19 protein-coding genes and 1 tRNA gene are annotated in these 19806 nt (G+C 35.6%); 11 read left to right on the top strand and 9 right to left on the bottom strand.

Annotated elements, in window-relative coordinates; all coding sequences use genetic code 11:
* Window positions 1-86: 86 nt before the first annotated feature.
* Both ACQ33O_RS12065 and ACQ33O_RS12060 read left to right on the top strand, forming a co-directional pair.
* The gene (locus tag ACQ33O_RS12065; RefSeq protein ID WP_430995840.1) at window positions 87-1706 is read left to right on the top strand and encodes a sodium:solute symporter; all 1620 of its coding nucleotides are present in this window, start codon (window positions 87-89) and stop codon (window positions 1704-1706) included.
* A gap of 3 nt (window positions 1707-1709) precedes the next feature.
* A complete protein-coding gene (locus ACQ33O_RS12060) occupies window positions 1710-2183 on the top strand; it encodes a hypothetical protein (protein ID WP_430995839.1) in 474 nt (157 codons plus the stop codon).
* Window positions 2184-2230: 47 nt separating this feature from the next.
* On the opposite strand, the gene ACQ33O_RS12055 is transcribed toward ACQ33O_RS12060, so the two are convergent.
* The 5 genes from ACQ33O_RS12055 to ACQ33O_RS12035 form a co-directional block, all read right to left on the bottom strand.
* Entirely contained in the window at window positions 2231-3061 is an 831-nt protein-coding gene (locus ACQ33O_RS12055; protein WP_430995838.1) for a DUF2911 domain-containing protein, read from the bottom strand.
* Between the two features lie 21 nt (window positions 3062-3082).
* The gene (locus tag ACQ33O_RS12050; protein ID WP_430995837.1) at window positions 3083-4351 is read right to left on the bottom strand and encodes a carboxypeptidase-like regulatory domain-containing protein; all 1269 of its coding nucleotides are present in this window, start codon (window positions 4349-4351) and stop codon (window positions 3083-3085) included.
* Window positions 4344-4928 carry an RNA polymerase sigma factor gene (locus ACQ33O_RS12045; protein ID WP_430995836.1) on the bottom strand — a complete coding sequence of 195 codons (585 nt, stop codon included), beginning with the start codon at window positions 4926-4928 and terminating at the stop codon, window positions 4344-4346. Before ACQ33O_RS12045 ends, ACQ33O_RS12050 begins: the two co-directional genes overlap by 8 nt.
* Window positions 4929-4949: 21 nt before the next feature.
* Complete coding sequence (locus tag ACQ33O_RS12040) at window positions 4950-5780, bottom strand: SAM hydrolase/SAM-dependent halogenase family protein (protein ID WP_430995835.1); 831 nt, start codon at window positions 5778-5780, stop codon at window positions 4950-4952.
* A gap of 74 nt (window positions 5781-5854) precedes the next feature.
* Window positions 5855-6667, bottom strand: coding sequence for an SDR family oxidoreductase (locus ACQ33O_RS12035; protein ID WP_430995834.1), 813 nt, complete (start codon window positions 6665-6667; stop codon window positions 5855-5857).
* A gap of 154 nt (window positions 6668-6821) precedes the next feature.
* Here ACQ33O_RS12035 and ACQ33O_RS12030 point away from each other — a divergent pair.
* Window positions 6822-6894, top strand: a tRNA-Lys gene (locus ACQ33O_RS12030).
* A 435-nt stretch (window positions 6895-7329) separates the two neighbouring features.
* Here the strand turns inward: ACQ33O_RS12030 and ACQ33O_RS12025 are convergent.
* Window positions 7330-7953 (bottom strand): Crp/Fnr family transcriptional regulator, encoded by a 624-nt coding sequence (locus ACQ33O_RS12025; RefSeq protein WP_430995833.1) that lies wholly within the window; start codon window positions 7951-7953, stop codon window positions 7330-7332.
* A 164-nt stretch (window positions 7954-8117) separates the two neighbouring features.
* Between ACQ33O_RS12025 and ACQ33O_RS12020 the strand changes: the two genes are divergently transcribed.
* Window positions 8118-8837 (top strand): SDR family oxidoreductase, encoded by a 720-nt coding sequence (locus tag ACQ33O_RS12020; protein WP_430995832.1) that lies wholly within the window; start codon window positions 8118-8120, stop codon window positions 8835-8837.
* A gap of 66 nt (window positions 8838-8903) precedes the next feature.
* Here ACQ33O_RS12020 and ACQ33O_RS12015 read toward each other — a convergent pair whose 3' ends face one another.
* Window positions 8904-9497: a hypothetical protein gene (locus tag ACQ33O_RS12015; protein ID WP_430995831.1), complete on the bottom strand. Its 594-nt coding sequence runs from the start codon at window positions 9495-9497 to the stop codon at window positions 8904-8906.
* Between the two features lie 323 nt (window positions 9498-9820).
* Here ACQ33O_RS12015 and ACQ33O_RS12010 point away from each other — a divergent pair, with 323 nt between their 5' ends.
* The 7 genes from ACQ33O_RS12010 to ACQ33O_RS11980 all read left to right on the top strand — a co-directional run bounded on the left by ACQ33O_RS12010 (window position 9821) and on the right by ACQ33O_RS11980 (window position 15973).
* Window positions 9821-10438, top strand: a complete 618-nt coding sequence (locus tag ACQ33O_RS12010; protein WP_430995830.1) for an OmpH family outer membrane protein — start codon at window positions 9821-9823, stop codon at window positions 10436-10438.
* Window positions 10439-10513: 75 nt separating this feature from the next.
* Entirely contained in the window at window positions 10514-11938 is a 1425-nt protein-coding gene (locus tag ACQ33O_RS12005) for an APC family permease (RefSeq protein WP_430995829.1), read from the top strand.
* A 5-nt stretch (window positions 11939-11943) separates the two neighbouring features.
* Window positions 11944-12717, top strand: coding sequence for a bifunctional heptose 7-phosphate kinase/heptose 1-phosphate adenyltransferase (locus ACQ33O_RS12000; protein WP_430995828.1), 774 nt, complete (start codon window positions 11944-11946; stop codon window positions 12715-12717).
* Between the two features lie 17 nt (window positions 12718-12734).
* Window positions 12735-13715, top strand: a complete 981-nt coding sequence (rfaD, locus tag ACQ33O_RS11995; RefSeq protein ID WP_430995827.1) for an ADP-glyceromanno-heptose 6-epimerase — start codon at window positions 12735-12737, stop codon at window positions 13713-13715.
* A 4-nt stretch (window positions 13716-13719) separates the two neighbouring features.
* Window positions 13720-14718: a glycosyltransferase family 9 protein gene (locus tag ACQ33O_RS11990; protein ID WP_430995826.1), complete on the top strand. Its 999-nt coding sequence runs from the start codon at window positions 13720-13722 to the stop codon at window positions 14716-14718.
* Window positions 14719-14770: 52 nt separating this feature from the next.
* A complete protein-coding gene (locus ACQ33O_RS11985; protein WP_430995825.1) occupies window positions 14771-15436 on the top strand; it encodes a 2-C-methyl-D-erythritol 4-phosphate cytidylyltransferase in 666 nt (221 codons plus the stop codon).
* An 81-nt stretch (window positions 15437-15517) separates the two neighbouring features.
* Window positions 15518-15973, top strand: a complete 456-nt coding sequence (locus ACQ33O_RS11980) for a CBS domain-containing protein (protein WP_430995824.1) — start codon at window positions 15518-15520, stop codon at window positions 15971-15973.
* A gap of 2 nt (window positions 15974-15975) precedes the next feature.
* On the opposite strand, the gene ACQ33O_RS11975 is transcribed toward ACQ33O_RS11980, so the two are convergent.
* Together ACQ33O_RS11975 and ACQ33O_RS11970 are read right to left on the bottom strand one after the other, a co-directional pair.
* Window positions 15976-16887 (bottom strand): GNAT family N-acetyltransferase, encoded by a 912-nt coding sequence (locus ACQ33O_RS11975; protein WP_430995823.1) that lies wholly within the window; start codon window positions 16885-16887, stop codon window positions 15976-15978.
* Entirely contained in the window at window positions 16888-19776 is a 2889-nt protein-coding gene (locus ACQ33O_RS11970) for a M1 family metallopeptidase (protein ID WP_430995822.1), read from the bottom strand.
* Window positions 19777-19806: the final 30 nt, after the last annotated feature.

The raw sequence follows: 19806 nt of genomic DNA, 5'->3' as shown, positions 1-19806 counted from the left end.
ACTGGACAAAACGATACGTATTTGTGTTGGCCTTTTTAGTCTTACAGATACTGTTGTATTATTTTATCACAAAATACTTTCAATAATTGAGTCTGATTGATTGGACCATATTATGTGTTACGCTTTGTGGCATTGTCGTGTATGGCATTTATAAAAGCCGCACAACAAAGAATCTCGAAGGTTATTTCTTGAGCAATCGAACAATGCCATGGTACCTCGTTTTATTAAGCATCATGGGTACGCAGGCAAGCGCTATTACATTTCTTTCTGCGCCGGGACAAGCTTACAGCGACGGTATGCGATTTGTACAATATTATTTTGGATTGCCAATTGCCATGGTGGTCATTTGTATTTTTTTTGTTCCCGTTTTTAGCAAATTGAAAGTGTATACAGCTTACGAATTTTTAGAAAACAGGTTCGATATAAAAACACGTTCCTTAACGTCTTTTCTTTTTTTATTATCCAGAGGGTTGAGTACAGGTGTCAGCATTTTTGCTCCTTCGTTGGTGTTGAGTTCCCTTCTGGGCTGGAATATTTATTACACCAATCTGGTGATGGGTGGATTGTTGATCATTTATACAATGAGTGGTGGTGCTAAAGCGGTGGCACATACACAGAAACTGCAAATGATCATCATCTTTGCTGCCTTAATAATAGTAGCTTATCTGGCAGTGAAGTTGCTACCGGCAAATTTAAATATTACCGATGCAGTGAGCTCAAGCAAAAAAATGAATGTGATCACATCAGGCTTTACTGAAAAAGGATTTGATTGGAAAGACAAGTATAATATCTGGAGCGGACTGATCGGTGGCTTCTTTCTGGCACTCAGTTATTTTGGTACGGATCATAGTCAGGTAGGACGTTATCTTACCGCAAAAAATGATACGGAAAGTAAGAAGGGGCTGTTGATGAATGGTATTGTAAAAGTGCCGATGCAGTTTTTTATTTTGTTACTGGGTGTATTGATATTTGTTTTTTATTCTTATCAAAAACCACCGATATACTTTAATGAGTCTAAAACAATTGAAGCTAAGAAAACGATATACAAAGATTCTTTGATCTTATTGGAAAATAAATTCAATACTGCATTCGACCAAAAAGATCTAAAAATAGCTCATGAACATAGACAGGCGTATACTAAAATGATCCAAAAGGCCTTGCATGAAAAAGATCTGAATGACAATAATTATATCTTCCTTCATTTTGTAAAAGATAAGTTGCCCATTGGTTTGGTTGGGTTGGTAATAGCGATGTTGTTCCTGGCTTCCTGGGGTAGTATTGCCGCAGCTTTAAATTCTTTAGCGGCTTGTACGGTGGTAGATTTTCATAAAAGATTTGTATCTAAAACCAATATCAGTGATTATGCTCTATCGCAGTGGTATACATTGGCCTGGGGCTTGTTCTGTATCGTAATTGCCATGTTTGCCTATAACATTGGTAATAGTTTAATTGAAGCAGTAAATATTATCGGATCGTTATTTTATGGCGTGATACTTGGCATATTTTTATCGGCATTCTGGATAAAATACATTAAAGCTGCAGCAGTTTTTTCAGCCGCCATTATTGCTGAGTTGATGGTTATACTGATCTATAAAATGGACATGGTTTCTTTTTTATGGTTAAACGTAATTGGCGCATTATTTGTAATTATTTTCGCTGTAATTTTACAGTCTATTCTTAATTTTTTTAAAACTGATACTAGATAAATTATGAAACTTTTTTTTGGGGTAGCCGTAACCGCTTTATTATTTTCTTCTTGTCAGCGTACCGAAGATTGCAGTGATCAATGCGATCTGATTAACCCGGAAGTGTTGTTTGTTATAAAGAACAGTTCAGATAAAAATCTTGTTTGCGGACCTGACAAGATATATACATCTGATCAACTAAAAATAAAAGCAGAGACAAGTAGTGGTCTGATCAACATTCCGCTTTATTTCAATGGGGCCGACAGTACTTCGGCTGCAACGGGTTTATTCTTTATTTCCGGAGCAAGCAGTAGTAAATATTATTTGTACATTAATGATGCTGTTACAGATTCAATGGAGATCACTCATAAAACAGGTAATCCTCCCCGCAAGGCTTGTTGCCCGCCATATACAAGCATTACTGCTTTGAAATTAAATACAGTACTTACAAGCTATGTTTATCCCGATAATACTGGTGTTATAACTATAGTTAAATAAAAAAAGGCTGCATAAGTTTATGCAGCCTTTTAAAATTCTGTTATTGTTTATTTCAGATCTTTTTGAAAATCTTCATTCAGTTTTACATAGTCGTCATTCTTCGCTTCTTTAGCCAATGCCAGCGAGGCATTAGAAGCTTCTAATGCTGCAGTAGTATTACCCATTTCTTTTAAGATTCTTGCTTTATATAACATTACCCAGAATGCTTTGGGATTTTCTTCTGTCGCTTTTTCTACATTTTCAAGTGCTTTTGGAAGATCTTTTTCGTACTCTCTGTAGAATTGTGCAGCCTGCCAATATGGTTTTTTATCGCTCAGCAATGCCGCTTCTAATTGAGCTTTTACTTTTTCTTTAAAATTAACAGTGATAGGAATGGCTACCGATGTTTTTTGCCATGACAGTTCAAGGTCGCAACTTTCGGGTTTGATGTTTGTAAATTGAATGGTAAATGTTTCTACGGCTTTTTTTAGTTTACTTGGAGATACGGTAAAACGGGCAACATCATCAGATGTTTTGTAGCCGTCAACTCCCCAATTGCCTAATCCCTTGTTAATAATAATTTCCCAGCTTTCCTTACCTGGAATGGTGTATAATGCATAAGATCCAGTGTCAATCAGTTTTCCGCCGATCTCAGCAGGTTCCGAAAGTTTGATCTTAGTAGGGCTGTTGGCACCGGTGCGCCATATTTTATTGTAAGGGACAAGGTCTCCAAATATTTTTCTGCCTTTTACACTCGGACGAGAATAAGTAAGTTCTATATTGCCTATGCCAAAATCCTGTTTAACAGTTTGTGTAGGAGAGGGAGCAGGCATTTTTACCTGTGCATCGGTTTGCAATATTCCCAGAGATAGCATGCAAATTAATAATAGTTTACGCATATACGTTAGTTGTTAGTTTGGTTAAAAATTTAATTTCAATTTAATATTTGCTGGCAAGGTGTTTTTGTCGGTTATTTTCCATTCCGGTCCGTTAATGATGAGTTCTTTAACTGCATCATTAACATCTTCGTCGATCTGTTTGATGAATACAAAATTTGTTGGTTCCCCATTCCGGTCTATCTCAAAGCTAACAATTGTTTCACCAATTACAGGTTTTCCTGTATCATATTCTGAGTAAGATATTTGATCAACCAGAAAATCGATGTACTTTGACCAGCCTTCAGCAGGTTCTGCACCTTTATTATACAAAACATTTGCCTGTCCGGGTGCAGCATTCGATTTGGTATGATTGATTATCTTTTTAGATTCCAGTACAATTAGCTGATATTTACCCGTAGCTTCAACAGATTTTGGTTGAAAATTGTTCGCTTTAAAGGTGGCTTTTACTCCATTTGCTTTCGCTATTGGCAATCTAAACTCTCCATTGTTATCAGTGGTTGACGTTAAACCGCTGGCTGTGGTTATGGTTACAAAAGGAATAGGTGTATTATTTTTATCGGTTACTTTTCCTGAAAAAAATGCCGAAACCTCTTTATTATTATGTTCAGCTTGTTTAAAAGTTGGGTTTTCTGCTTTTACCTTGGTTGAAACTGGTTTTAGTATTTCTGCAGGTACATTTTTTTTTCTTTCCTCATCTGCAATAGCTGACGCTGCATTTTTTGAGGCAGCATTATCTTTTTCATTCGTAGTTGGTATATCAGTCACATCATCCTGCGTAGGAGTTTTATCAGCTATAATTTCCGTTGCTTGTTTCTCTTTTTTTGATAATGTTGGAGTCGAAATTGTTTGTTGAGCAGTATCAGTAATGATTTTGTATGAGCCTTCTTTGATCGGCTCAGTTGACTGAGTTACATTGTTTGTTTCTGTTTTTGCAATAGGTGCCACCGGCTTTTCTTTTGAACTATTGTTGATGAATATAGCTAAAGCGGTTCCACCTGCTAACACAAGAATAGCAGCAGCTGCCCTCCATATAGGACGCATTTTTCTAACCATGCCTATATGTGCAGTTGGTGCCGATATCTTTTCTCTTAATTGTTTTAATGCTGTACTGGTTTGTTCAAATCCTTCTGCTTGCTCAAATCCGGGTAAATTGCTGTAGCCATCTATTGCTTCTGCAAGCAATGGATCATCTAATGCAGCTTTTTCAATTGCATGCATTTCTGCAGTATTCATTTTACCCGAAAGGTATCGGTGAATATCTGCAGCGGTGTATGTATATTGATTATCCATTTTTCAATTTTCCTTCCATGCAGTTTTTTAAATTTCTTTTACCATTCTGAATATAACTCCTCACTTTACTCCATTCGTATCCGGTTATTTCGGCTATTTCATTATAACACTTATTCTGAACGAAAAACAGCTCGATACTCTGTTTTTGATCCTCAGGTAATTTACGAATACAATCTTCTAATTTCTTATAGTTTTCCTCTTTTTCTAAGGCCTCGTTGCTTAGATGCGAAGTATCATTCAATTGCACAAACGAATCGCTATTAAATTCACTGGTTTTCAGGTTTTTGGGAGTTCTTAACTGCATCAGGCAGTAATTTCGTGCCAATGTGTGTAGCCAGCCTTTAAAATAGTCAACCTCGTGAATTTTCAGCTTTTTTACCAGTTCCTCAAAAATATCCATTACCGCATCCTTACTTCGTTCCGTTTCCTTGAAATATTTTACGCATATACCAAAAACAAGATCCATATAACGTTGATAGAGGGTACTAACATATTTTGTGTCATTACTTTGTTTATAAGCAATGATCAGTTCGTTGTCGGAGATATTTGTGGTTGATATGTTTTTTATAAAGTCCAAATCCTGCTATATGGATGTTTTTTACTCAAAAAACACCTTAACTGTTTGATAAAAAAGTCTGTTGCTATTGTATTGACTTTTATTCTGTTGTTGCATTTCAGAATATCCCTGCAAGCCAAACAGACCAGCTGCATTTCCCTTGTTCACGGCTATTTCAAGATATCCGGCAGAATTGAATAAAGCTAATTTCTCTCCTTCCGAAACATCGGCGTAGGTTTCACTGATTTTATCAATTGTTTCGTCTCTTTTAAAAACAATTTTAAAACTCCTGCCTTTTCTTTGTTCTTCAAATTCTTCTTTAGTAATATTAATTATTACGTTCTCAAAATTATCTATAAAAATAATTTGTCCTTCTATCCAGTTGTTGCCAAGCATCGGCCTCAATGGATTTTTTACCCTGATAGAAACAGATGGGTCTCCGATTTCTTCTAATTTCTTGCCATTAGCAAGATCGTTAAAAGCTCTGGCAAAAACACTCGTACAATAAAGTGTATTTTTTTGTTGGTTTTTATCTAAAGGGATCGCCACAATTTTTTGAGGGACCTCTTCAAGTATCATGGTTAATATACCGTTATCTGCAGTGCCGATGATCTGTCCATTGTGTTCGGCAATTAGCAAATGTTCGGGTTTTTCTTCAAAAAGATTGACGAGTACTAAGTGAAAAGTACCTTTCGGGAAATTGTTCAACGCATTTCTGCACACATAAGCAGCTTGCGGAAAATTAAATGGAGATACTTCGTGTGTAATATCAATGATCGTGAAATTGGTTGCTGTTTGCAATAATTGCCCCTTTACTGCTCCTGCAAGAAAATCCTGCTGACCAATGTCTGACGTTAGAGTTAATAAAGGCATTTATTTGTTTAATTGATAATTGATAGATGATAATTGATAATGTCTTTAACTTAAAACTTATCACTTACAACATGCTACTTTACTAGTTGACCTTTTTTAAAATAAAAATTCCTCACCAATTTATCCGTCCATGCCGGAAAAAATTTATTTAAAAAGATTGTTCGTTTACCTGTAAATGTTAGTACAAGGGTTCTCTTTCTTTTTTCAATGGCTTTCAAAATGTGTTCAGCGCATTCTTCGGCACTCATCATTGAGCCTTCGTCCATTGGATTACCCTCGCCTTGTGCCTGTCCTTTTTCATTCAAAGCAGCGTTTCTAATATTACTGCTGGTAAAACCCGGGCAAACCCACATTACATTGGTACCACTCTCTGCAACTTCTACTCTTAAGGTTTCCATAAAACCATTCACGGCAAATTTTGACGCACAATAGCCGGTTCTTCCTGGTAAACCTCTGTATCCTGCAATAGAAGAAACGCCTACAATCGTACCTTTTCTTGATACAATTGAATCGAGCGCCAGTTTAGTACAATACAGTGTTCCATAAAAATTAATATTCATCACTTTTTCTATCACATCAATCTCAGCGTCTTTTAGTAAAGATCTCATAGAGATACCGGCATTATTGATCAAAATGTCGATACCCCCAAAAGTTTGTATAGTTGAGTGGATGAAATTTTCACAATCCTTGTATTTGCTTACATCTGCAACAAGAGTGTGTAACGGTTTATTGGAGTATTGTACCTGAAGTGTATACAATTTATCCTGATTACGACTACAAGTGGCAACTTTTGCCCCGGATTTGAGCAAAATATCAATCAAGGCTTTGCCTATACCTTCGCTACCACCTGTGATGGCTACCACCTTATTATTAAAAAAACTACTCATTGTTTAAGAATATTGACAAAAATAAGCGACTTAATCGGCTGTTTGCTAAACAATCTTGAAAAATTATTGATTATATGTGGAAAAACTTTTTGAAAAAGTTTGGTGCAAGATTATTTTGCCGTATTTTTGCACTCCGTAAAAAAAACGGATAGGAGAATTGGTAGCTCAGTTGGTAGAGCACATCACTTTTAATGATGGGGTCCTGGGTTCGAGTCCCAGCCAGTTCACAAAAAGGTTTTACTGAAAAGTAAGACCTTTTTTTATGTACCTAATCTATCTATTGGATAATGTTTCTCATTGGTCTTTATAATTTTTTAGAAAGATACTTTTAGAGGTTTTGTATGCATTACAAAAGAGGTTTTGCTTTTAAACTAAGCAATGAGGATCATAACGAGGTATAAAATAAAGGGTATGAAAATGAAAAGAATCATTTCATACCCCAAACTCTAATAACCTTATACCTGTAACTACACCATTAGAAAATATAGTTATTTAAAAATATTTAAAAGTTTTCAATGTTTTGACATTGATTCATTTTTTTATATTGAAAAATAAAATATGTGTATAGGTAGATTAGCTTGAAAGATTCTTTGGTAAAGGGTTTAAGAAAGGATGGAGGATAATAGGATAAGTTTTACAGATTAAAAAATATTTGATAATTGTCAAACTTTGTTTTTGGCACTTATGAGCATTTGCCCTCTTATACGACTTAAGGTTTCTAAACTAATACCAAGATAAGAGGCGATGTATTTGAGGGGAACCCGGTTGGCTAAATGGCTATGTACTTTTAGAAAATACTCATATTTTTTTTCTGCTTTACTAATTCGGGCAATCAATGCCCTTATCTCTGCATCGAAATAATATTTTTCGTAAACTTTTCTACCTATTATATTGTATTCCGGAAATTGCTGATAAAGATTTTGAAGGTCTTCAAAACTCATTACAATCATATCGGTATCTTCTAGTGCCTGAATATTTTCTAAAGCCGGTGCCTGCAAATTAAAACTAGTAATGGCAGTAACTAGCTCGTTTTCTACGGTTATCCAGGTTGTAATATCTTTTTTGCCTTCCTTGATAAAAGCTCTGATAGCACCTTTTTTTATAAAAAAGATCTTATCACACACTTCACCATGATTTATAAGCAGGCAGCCTCTTTTTATTGAATAGGGATAAGAGTGTTTTATAATATAATTTTCAATAGCTTTTGAAATTGGATGAAAATAATTGACCATTTTTAAAAGGGAGACAGCTTCTGCAGGTGTAATATGTCTGGACTTGTTTGGCATGGTAGAGAAATTATTAAGAAAGCTTCATAAAATACAATTAACTATAAACTGAGTTTTACTCATTTGATTAGTGCAACTGAATATTGGCTAAATTTATGAATATTTTCAGAGTTTTGATGAAATACATCATTTCAAATCAATACATATCAATTTAAAAAAGACCAATGGAGAATTTAAAGAACAAAACAATTTTTATAACAGGGGCCTCAAGAGGTATTGGCAAAGCTACCGCCCTGAAATGTTCCGCACACAATGTTCAGTTGGTTTTATTGGCCAGAAATAATGAAGAATTAATGGCTGTGCAAAAAGAAGTAATTGCCAATGGAAGTAAATGTGAAATTTTTGCCGGTAATGTGGCTTCTGAAAAATTTGTGAATGATGTTGTTGCATCTGCTCTTGCTGCATTTGGAAATATTGATATTGTGATCAACAATGCAGGATACGGCATATTTAAATCTGTAGAAGAAATTACAGTTGCAGAATGGGATGATATTTTTGCAACTAATGCCAAAGGTACATTTCTGGTTAGTAAAGCCGTAATACCTGCAATGAAGCAGAACGGAAAAGGACACATTATTAATATTGCAAGTGATGTAGCAAAAAGGACTTTTGCAAACGGGAGTTTATACTGTGCAAGTAAATATGCTCAGGATGCTTTCAGTATGGCTTTACGTAAAGAACTGCGGCCATTTAATATTAAAGTTAGCGTTGTTTACAGTGGCCTTGTCGATTCCTATTTTCATGCCGAACCACAGGGTGATAACAGCCATGAAGATTGGTTGAAAAATGAAGATATGGCGAACGCCATTGCTTATATTGCTTCGCAACCGCCTCATGTAGTGATCGATGAATTGATGATACATCCGCTAAGTCAGGATTATTAAATTGATTAAACAAAAAAGCCCGGTCAATATTTATATTGCCGGGCTTGATGGTTTTTGCTCAATTATTTAATAATCATATTTTACTTCAGTGCCGTCTGCTTCATAATACAGGTATTCAGTGCCGTTAGTTTTTGGAACAGGAATTCTGAATATATCACGTGACTTAGGTAATTCTATTTTGACCACATCGCCTATTTTTATTGTAGGGTTGCTGCTTTCTATCTTTGTAGCAACGGGTCGTGGTACTTTGATCCATGGAGTTACACTACGGGTATCTTTTCTTTTTCCGTTGGCATGATATACGGCCGTAGATCTTCCAAAAAGTCGGTTTGAGAAAGTGGCAGTCCAATCACCCCGATATTTACACCATTCTACATTTACAGCATTCGGATAATCTGCTTTAAAGTTATCTCTAACTTTTCGGGGCTGATTTTTTGATGACTTACAATTGCCATTCCCTTCATTTGACGTACCTCCCCAGATCACTGAATTATGTTTGTCTTTTTCGTCTTTGTCGTTCTTCTCGTTTTTTTCGTGCTTTGCTTTAGCTTCTTTTGGAGCCTTGCTTTTGCCTTTAGCTTTTCCCTTTCCATTGCCTTGAGCAAATATCATAGAGCAGCTAAGTATAAAAGCAGATAGAATTATAATACTCTTTTTCATTTTATTAAAGTTTGATTCATATCTATACTAGGCAAATTGGGTGCCAAGGTTGTTTACCAAGATTATTATAGCGTGAAGAAGGTCATTTTTTATTTATTTGCTTGTATTACAATGTATTTCAGGCAGGGAACTATTAGTATCTGGAATGATGGCTGTAAAAATACTTGAGGTGTTGTAAATGTTTAATTAGGTGTAGATAAAGGGAATATGTGCGAAAGAAACAATACTTTGATCAGTTTTCCTGTTAAGGCTTTCCCAAAAAAAAGTCAATAAATTTTACGGCTCTGCTATTGTAGTTAACTTGCAAATAAATAAATTGAGGCATGCAGAAAATCTCTACAATTCTTACAGCAGTTTTATTGGTTGCAGTAGCAGTTTTATATTATCTACACTTTTCCTCCGGTAAAAGCGGTGGCAAAAGTTCATCTCTTACAAGCAATACTCATTTAAAAGATAGTTTTAGTGTAGGAAAGCAAGTGATTGCTTATGTTGATTTGGATTCAATCAATGCGCATGTGAATTTCATTAAGGAAAAGAAAAATGAATTAGAGGCAGAGCAAAAAGTTATGTCGAATGAGTTGGATCAAAAATATATGGCCCTGGCCGCAGAAAGAAATAATTTTTTGAAAAGAGGTAATGCAGTTCCACAACAAGAGGCACAGGATTTTCAGGACAATTTTTTCCAAAAACAACAAGCCTTGGAAAATGAACGTCAAAGCAAAGGCCAGCAACTTGCAATGAAAGAATCGAAAGTAATTGAAGATATGCAGGTTAAATTAAAAGATTTTTTAACTGAGTATAATAAGGACAAAAAATTCACTTACATATTAGCTATCGGTACAGGATATAATTACATTTTCTACAAAGATTCTGCTCTGAATATTACTGATGATATCGTCAGGGGCCTGAATGAAAAAATTAAGCCGAAAGGAAAGCCTTAAATCCCACACAATTATATATCTTCATTGCTCTTATTTTCAGGAAATTTCCTTGAGGGTAATAGTAAATGAACGCTTATGACTGAACAAACCAAGTCTTTTAAACCTTCCTTAGGTTTATTTGATGCTACTATGATCGTTGCCGGATCTATGATAGGTTCCGGTATTTTTATTGTAAGTGCCGATATGTTAAAAGATGTTGGCAGTGCCGGGTGGATGTTAGCTGTATGGGTCATCACTGGGTTTATGACATTGACCGCAGCATTGAGCTATGGTGAGTTGAGTGCCATGTTTCCAAAGGCAGGTGGTCAGTATGTTTATTTAAAAGAAGCCTTTAATCCCTTGGTTGGATTTCTGTATGGCTGGAGCTTTTTTGCTGTCATACAAACAGGCACCATCGCAGCCGTAGCTGTTGGGTTTGCAAAATTTGCCGGATATTTTTTCCCTGCCTTAGCATGGGAAGATATAAATACTTTTCCTTTTCTCGGGCTTAAAGTACACTATGCTCAATTGGTAGGTATTGCTTTAATTGTGCTCCTCACTTTTATTAACACAAAGGGTATTCAGGCCGGAAAGATCATCCAAACAATTTTTACTTCTACTAAATTACTTTCGCTTTTTGGATTGATAATCTTTGGTTTTTTTGCTTTCAAATCTGATATATGGAATGCTAACTGGCAAGATGCATGGACGATGAAACATCTTACCAAAGCAGCTAATGGAGCAATTAATATCGAAACATTGCTGACAGGTGCAGCGTTGGGAGCAATTGCAAGTGCAATGGTAGGAAGCATTTTCAGTAGCGATGCATGGAATAATGTAACTTTTATTGCCGGCGAAGTAAAAAATCCTAAAAGAAATATTGGTTTGAGTTTGTTTTTCGGTACGCTGATAGTTACCGCAATTTATATTTTGATCAATGTTGTTTATTTGGCAACTGTACCATTGAACGAACTGGCTTTTGCAAAAGACAATCGTGTTGCACTAAATGCAGCGGAGGCAATTTTTGGGGATATTGGTACCAAAACAATTGCAGTGATGATCATGATCTCAACCTTTGGTTGTAACAATGGGTTGATATTGGCCGGAGCAAGAGTATACCATACAATGGCAAATGATAAATTGTTTTTTAAACAAGCAGGCACATTAAATAAAAATGCCGTGCCTGAATGGGCACTATGGATACAGTGTATCATGGCTTGTGCTTTGTGCCTCAGTGGTAAATACGGAAACTTATTGGATATGGTGAGTTTTGTTGTTGTATTCTTTTATGCTTTAACCATTGCAGGAATTTTTATATTAAGAAAAAAACGTCCGGATGCAGAAAGGCCTTATAAAGCATTTGGCTACCCTGTGTTGCCTATTATTTATATTTTACTGGCAATAGCTTTTTGTTTGTTGTTATTGATCTATAAACCAGACTATGCAGTTTGGGGATTGATAATTACATTAGCAGGCATACCTTTGTATTATATTGCTATCAGTAACAAAAAGAACGATTAAATTTTATGAGTGGATCAGAAAATACAACTGCTTCAAAACAATTCAAGATATTATTAATAGGAGATAGCTGTATTGATGAATATGTATACGGCATTTGCTCTCGTCTTAACCCCGAAGCACCGGTGCCTGTGTTAGATTATACCAGAACAGAAACCAAGCCCGGCATGGCGGCCAATGTATATGCGAACCTGAAAGCATTTAAGGCTGATATTACCTTCATTACTAATAAAGAGAAGATTGTAAAAACCCGATTTGTAGATGATAAATACAATCACCAGATATTACGGGTTGATAGGCATGAAACGCTTTCCCCTTTGATTGAATCTTCCTTCGATAAAAACTTTGATGCTATCGTAATATCTGATTATGACAAAGGTTATATCTCAAAAGAAAAATTATTTGAGATAGTTGACAATGCTCAATGTCCTGTTTTTATCGATACAAAAAAGAAAGTATTACCAAATAAAGCAAATTGCTATATCAAGATCAATGAGCCTGAATACAAGCAAATAGAAAACCCTCCTGCTAATACCATTGCAACATTGGGAGATAAAGGAGCAATGTATAACGGCAAGGTATATCCTACAGAAAAAGTAACGGTTTTTGATGTGGTTGGGGCAGGCGATACTTTCCTTGCAGCATTGTCATACTTCTACCTGCAATTAGGAAGTGTTGAAGCGGCAATTCCTTATGCAAACAAAGCTGCATCAATTGTTGTGCAACATATTGGTACATATGTGTTAACAGATGATGATGTTGCAAAAATTTTACAAAACTGATTTCAAGAATATATAAAATGGATAAGAAGTCTTTAATTATAGTGACCGGAGCCGCAGGATTCATTGGTAGTTGCATGGTAGGTTACCTGAATGCGGAAGGATATGAAAACCTGATATTGGTAGATGAGTTTACTGATGAGGAAAAATTGTTGAATCTGGCAGATAAAAAATATTTGTCAACCATCGAAAGAGAATTGTTTTTCGATTGGTATGAAAGCGAAGGCATCAAAGCAGATTTTATCTTTCACCTTGGCGCCAGAACAGATACCACCGAATTCGATTACAGCATTCATCAGCATTTGAATGTTGAATATTCTCAAAAAATATGGGCTATTTGTTGCAAACAACAAATTCCTTTGGTATATGCTTCTTCTGCTGCTACTTACGGAGATGGAGAACTTGGTTATGCAGATGATCATGAAATAGTTGATCAATTACAACCGCTGAATCCCTACGGCGTTTCTAAAAATGAATTTGATAAATGGGCCTTGAAAGAAAAAGAGCAACCCCCATTTTGGGCAGGACTTAAATTCTTTAATGTGTATGGTCCGAATGAATATCATAAAGCGAGAATGGCCAGTGTAATATTTCACTCATTCAACCAGATAAAAACAAATGGTAAAGTGAAATTATTTCGTTCACATAAAGAAGGGTTTAAAGATGGCGAACAACTCCGTGATTTTGTTTATGTAAAAGATGTTGTGTCGGTTTGCTATTGGTTGATGCAAAATCAACCTGCGTCGGCTTTGTATAATTTAGGTACTGGTACTGCAAGGGCATTCAAGGATCTTGTAGCGGCAACATTTGCCGGTATGGATCTTTCAACAAACATTGAATATATTGATATGCCTGAAGATATCAGAGATAAATATCAATACTTCACTCAAGCGAAAATGGATAAACTAGTGAGTGCAGGTTACACGGCACCGTTTTATTCCTTGGAGAAAGGTGTGGATGATTATGTAAGAAATTATCTAAGCAAAAAGGCATTTTATTAATTGTATGGCAAAGTTTCTGATCATTCGTTTTTCATCTATAGGGGATATTGTACTCACTACACCGGTTATACGCTGTTTGCGTAAGCAGTTTCCTGATGCTGAAATACATTTTTTGACAAAGACGGCTTTTAAGGATATTCTTGACAATAATCCGAATATCAATAAGGTTTATACCTTACAGGATGATTTTGATGGAATGACAACCGCTTTAAAAGCAGAGTCATACGATTACATCATCGACTTGCATCATAACCTGCGTACACTAAGAGTAAAAAAGGCTTTAAAGAAAGTAAAAGCATTCTCATTTAATAAACTCAATGTTGAAAAATTCATCTACACCAACTTTAAAATAAATACACTTCCTAAAAAACATATCGTAGATAGAAATATAGAAACGGTACAATCTTTAGGCGTTACAAATGATGGGTTTGGATTAGATTATTTTATTCCTGAAAAAGATATTGTTGCAAAACATGATATTCCTACGGCTCATCATGCAGGCTATATCGGTATTGTAATAGGAGCAGCTTTGGCTACAAAGAAACTGCCATTACATAAACTCCAGGAAATATGCAAGAGTATCAATCATCCCATTATTTTATTAGGCGATAGGGATGACCGAGCAATGGGAGATGCTATTGCTGAAGTAGATGACATGAAAATTTACAATGCCTGCGGAAAATTCAATCTCAATGAATCAGCCGATCTGGTTCGTAATGCAAAACTCATCATCTCACACGATACCGGTTTGATGCATATTGCAGCGGCTTTTCAAAAGCCGATCATTTCTGTTTGGGGCAATACAGTGCCGGCTTTTGGTATGTATCCTTATTATGGGTCGAGATCTAATCAACAATATTCTGTTGTAGAAGTTCATAAACTGTGGTGCCGGCCATGTAGTAAGATAGGGTACGACAGGTGCCCGAGAGGACATTTCAAATGCATGGAAAAGATCAACGTAAGTGAAATTGTTACTCTCGCTAATCGTTACCTCGGACGATAAAGTTTATGTTATTCAACTAAAAAATTAACATTGATATTTATACCTTTGCGGTATGAAAAAAGTAGCGGTTATAGTCGCAGGTGGTAGTGGCGTTCGAATGAATACGAATCTTCCCAAACAATTTATTTTATTGAAAGGTAAACCTGTTTTGTATTATACGATCAGTGCATTTTTAAAAGCCTACGACGATATAAAAATCATACTGGTGCTTCCGGAAGAACATATTTCTGCAGGGCAGGAGATCATCGATGCATTTTTTGATTACAGCAAGATAACCATTACAGCAGGTGGCAGAACACGTTTTCACTCTGTTCAAAACGGATTAAAACTGATAGATGAAGAGAGCATTATTTTTGTTCATGATGGGGTAAGATGTTTACTTAGTAAAGAGCTCATTCAAAATTGTTATAATGCTGCCCTTGAATTTGGTTCGGCCATTCCGGTCATCAATTCTAAAGACAGTTTACGCATTATTTCTTCCGAAGATAATGAGGCTTTGGACAGGGAAAGAGTAAAGCTGGTTCAAACGCCACAAGCCTTTCACAGCAAGATACTTTTACCTGCTTTTGAAATTGACTATAAAGAAAAGTTTACCGACGAAGCTACTGTGGTAGAGGCTTTCGGATTGAAGGTACACTTGATAGAAGGGGAAGTTGAAAATATCAAGATAACGCAGCCGGTAGATCTTATTGTTGCAGAACACTTACTGAGTGTATGACATATATCCTGATAATTTATGATAAATATCAGATGGCATCTTCCTTGAACTTGCTTACCTTTACGTCATAAACTTATCTGTATGCAGACCGTAAAAGACATATTCAGCGCCAAGCAAAAAACTTTCAATTATATCGATTCCAGTGCGTTGGTGATAGAAGCCTTAACGATGTTACAATCCGTTAATTTGAGTTACCTGATCGTAATGGAAGAAGATCAGTTCAAAGGTATTTTTGGCGAACGAGAATATGCCAGAAATGTTATTTTAAAAGGTCGTGCAAGTAATTCAACAACAGTTAAAGAAGCAATGACCACAGATGTTCCCGTAGTGGATTTTGACGATACGGTTGAACATTGTATGAATTTGTTGAATACATACAAAACAAGATACATACTTGCATATAACGATGAAGGCTTTGCAGGCGTAATAACCATCAACGATCTGCTAAGACAGGTTATCTACAATAAAGAAAATGTTTTTGATAATTCAATGGCAGAACAGTTACTGGATGCCAATGAAAACGATAGAATTTTCTAAAGTTATTTCTTAAACCATCTCACCCAAAACGGTAACCTGTTTAATTTAATACCGGTATACAATTCTTCCTTGGCGCCAAACCCGCTGTAAAAGAATGCAAGGTTTTGTACATCACTTCCTTCAAAATCAAGTACAATATTATTATTGGAATGATCTTTAATAAAAGCATCTATCAATACATGCGATGCGCCAACTGTTTTGCCGTTGGGATGATTGCCCACTAAAATATAGTATGCTCTATTGTGAGAAAAAAGGAATACCGCCGATGCTGCCAATTCGCCGGAAGGTAAGTAAACAGCATAGTTTGCAGTCTTTTGCCGGTCTTTTAGTATTGCGTATAGTTTTTTAAATCTTTCAAAATCATCTGCTGCAATTGGCGAAAAGGTTTTTGATTGATCTTTTGCCAACGCAATGATATCGTCAATGCCGATTTCTCTTCGTACGCTACAATTCAGCCCCGTAGCTTTTTTTATATTACGTTTTATATTCTCTCTGAAATTATTATAGATATTTTCATAAGCATCATTCAATGGTAAAATAAAATTTCTGCGTTGATACAAATTGAAATTGTCTAGGGTGTGATTGTTTTTATGATTCAGGTAAATATCCCAAAGTTTGAATTTTTTAGGAATGGCATTCAGAAAAGCCTCTAATGTTTCTTTAGAAATATTATTTCCAAAAACACCCAGACTTGCACAAAAAAAAGGTTGGTACAAATAATAAAACCCGTATTTCTTGTTCCATGTAAGTGGCATTACGATTTCATAGTCGTTCAACACGAGTGCATCCCAATTCTTGGACATGGCATCCAAATAAAATGAATACGCATAGATCGATCCATTGTCTGCATTGTCTATGCATTTATCCCATTTATCCTTATCAATTTCTTTATATGGAATGTGTTGGATATTCATTTACTCAGCCGGTATTTGAGGAAAGGTTTTCTTCAACTTAATGTTCTGAATATCTATACTGAAAGAAATGTTTTTCCAGAATCTTTTTTCTGTGATGGTAGATTTGAAATAATCGCTGTACACTTTACTGTAAAGTATCGGTACATAAATGTTTACAATATCCTTAAACAAAGAAATTTGTAATCCTGCATCGTAAATAAACCTGCCTGTAGTTGCATTCTTCTGCCATGCATCCGCATAGGTGCCAATATCAAAGAATGCCTTTAATGGAATTTTAATTGGCAGCATTTGCAGCGGATTAATATTTTTTGGAACATCGGTTGTTAAATTGAGTGCAGCTAACCATTTGTCTGTTTTGCCGATCTTACTGCTGAGTAGATCTGTACGTACTTTGAAGAAACCATCTCTTTGCATTATTTGTTGAGATGAAATTTTTTCAAATTCATTTCTACCGTAAAAATAATTGCTGTAGGTGTAATCTTCGTATCCTCGTGGTCCGGTCATATTTAAATGATAAGGATCTGTTTCAAACTGTTTTAAAAAAGTATTATCACCAAGGTAGAAGAATTTGCCTGCAAACAAACGCACATTCATACCACCACCTTTTACATAATTAAAGAAATAATTTCCGGTAAATGCAGCTCTTACAAAACTTTTTCCTTGTTCAACTTTTAATTCGCCGTTGTAGGGGTAGAGTACACGATCATTTTCAATAACAAATCTTAATTGGTTAATGTACTTGTTTGTAATGGGGTAGGTGATGATATCGGCATTGGCAACAGTATCTCTGGTAAACAAAATGCCTTTTTGTGCAATGAAAAATGTTTTCCATTGTATGAATTTAGATACATGACTTCTCGGATTTTTCTTTGCAAAATTTATTTTGATTGAAGGCACAAGTTTGCTAAAGTATAAATACTCCGTGTGATTATTTGAATCTGTAAAATCATTTTCCGAAAATTTTGATGCAGATAAGGAGAGCTCAATTTTTTTGCCTTTATTGCCTGGAAGCCAGTGGTAACTGATCCTTCCTAAGCCATTCATTTGTTTGCTTTGAGTACCGTACAGTGGCGATACAAAGAATTGAAATTTCTCCGCAGGTAAAGTGTAATTGTGTACCACGCCACCTAACATCAATCCATCATAAAAATTATTACCAATACCCGGAGCTACAAAAATGTACCTGTATTTATGAGTGTCTTTAAAGCTGAAGAAGGAGGCAAGTTTCAAAGGTCTTTTGGCGGGAGTAAATGGTAAGATCGGTCCTTTATAATTTAACACTTGAAAACACATTTTTACTAACGCTGAGGAAGATATAGATCCGCCGGTTCCCTTTCCTTCTACTGCCTCTTCAAATATTTTCTTGAAATCTTCGGGATAAGGGTGTTTGAATTTCCAGCGTTCATAATAAGCCTGCATGCAACTATCAAATAATTCTTTACCCATTACTTTCTCTAATAATCCCAGCCACTCGGCAGTTTTCTGATAACTCATCCTATAATAGTTTATCTCACTGAAACTATCAGCAGGTGTTTCAATCGGTTGATCTGTTTTATTGGCAATGATATTTCTTAATGAAAATGCTCTTCTATTATCAGGCATTCTTTTCGACCAGAATTTTTGTTTGCTTTTTACAGGCGTAGATATCATTTCTGTTGCATCGTACCTGTCATCATAAAAACTATTGATGCCTTCATCCATCCAGGCATGTTCTCTTTCATTGGTGCCTAAAATACCATAGTTCCAGTTATGGCCTACCTCGTGTTCAATCGTTCCTTCCAGTTCATTTTCAGATTCCGGTGGAGATATAGATGTAATGGTTGGATATTCCATGCCACCTTCAAAACCCATCATTGCTTCTACAGCAGTTGCAGTATTGTAAGGATATTCTCCCAACCATTTGCTTCTTGTTAGAATAGATTTTTTAATGAACTGCAAACTGTTTTTCCAGTAGTTAGTAATCGATGGAAGAGCGTAAGATGCTACATTGATTATCTTTCCTGATTGTAATTGCAATGTATCTTGTTGTACAACAAATCTTTTATCGGCAAACCATGCAAAGTCGTGTACATTATCTTGTTTGAAACTAATGGTCTTTAATTCTTTTGAAGATGCAGGAAATGCAATCAGATCTTCTTTCGCTTTTTTTAGAACGATTGGTGATTTGGTAGAAGGTAATGTAAAGACGGTATTCAGATTTGATCTTTCTTTCAGCCAATTGATCTCTGTTTCATTTTGTAATGTTCCGGTTGCTGCTACAATATAATTTTTCGGTATAGTAATATTCACTTCGTAATTTCCAAATTCACTATAAAATTCTCCCTGATCTAAATAAGGTATAGCGTGCCAGCCTTTCTTATCATATACTGCAGGTTTAGGATACCATTGTGTTATTTGGTACGACTGACCTACATGGCCGCCCCTTGAAAAATTATGCGGCAACTTTACACGAAAGGGAGATTCAATTTTGCAATTGCTGCCCGGCACTAACGGCAATGGTAGAATGAGTTTTACAATATCCTGATGTTGCGGATGATCAAGTATTATTGAGTTGATATTATTTACCTTAAAGTCCAAACGGTTAATGTAGCCATGCTTATCATTATCACTGAAATAAAAATCCGTTCTGCCATTTTCTAAGAGTTGATCACTGAATGCAGTTCGATCATTTTTATAAGCATTTGGCCATACATGTATCCAAATGAATTTTAGCGTATCGGGAGAATTATTGAAATAATCCATTTTTATATAACCGTCAAGCGAATGTTCTTCATCATTCAACGTAACATCAATGGTATAATTCACTTGTTGCTGCCAATAGCCGGGCAACTGACAATAGACCATTGACAACAAGCAATTTGCAATAACAAAAAGGGAGATCTTTTTCAATCCGAAGAGTTTATTCAAAAATAATTAAAA

Source organism: Ferruginibacter sp. SUN002, assembly GCF_050611725.1.
Lineage (GTDB): Bacteria > Bacteroidota > Bacteroidia > Chitinophagales > Chitinophagaceae > Ferruginibacter.
Note: the sequence above shows the minus strand (reverse complement) of the source record. Positions and strands in the feature narration are given on the sequence as shown.